The sequence below is a fragment of the Micromonospora sp. Mcm103 genome (assembly GCF_024519755.1).
GTDB classification, from domain to species: domain Bacteria; phylum Actinomycetota; class Actinomycetes; order Mycobacteriales; family Micromonosporaceae; genus Micromonospora; species Micromonospora aurantiaca.
In genome coordinates, this window is record NZ_JALJRJ010000072.1 from 1 (window position 1) to 268 (window position 268).

Consider the following 268-nt stretch of genomic DNA (forward strand, 5'->3'; position numbering starts at 1 on the left):
AGTGCCCGGGTGTAGGGGTGCTGGGGGCGGGTGTAGATGGTGTCGCGGTCGCCGAGTTCGACGATCTTGCCGAGGTACATGACGGCGACGCGGTGGCAGAAGTGCCGCACGACGGCGAGGTCGTGGGCGATGAACACGAACGCCAGGTCCAGGTCGTGTTGCAGGCTGCGCAGCAGGTTGATGACCTGCGCCTGGATCGACACGTCCAGGGCGGAGACGGGTTCGTCGGCCACGATCAGTTTCGGCTTCAACGCCAGGGCGCGGGCGA

The 268-nt window shown here is 66.8% G+C and carries 1 pseudogene; it reads right to left on the minus strand.

The annotated features are described in order from the left end of the window. Positions 1-268: pseudogene (locus tag OC439_RS30230) on the minus strand (dipeptide/oligopeptide/nickel ABC transporter ATP-binding protein); the annotation flags it as partial.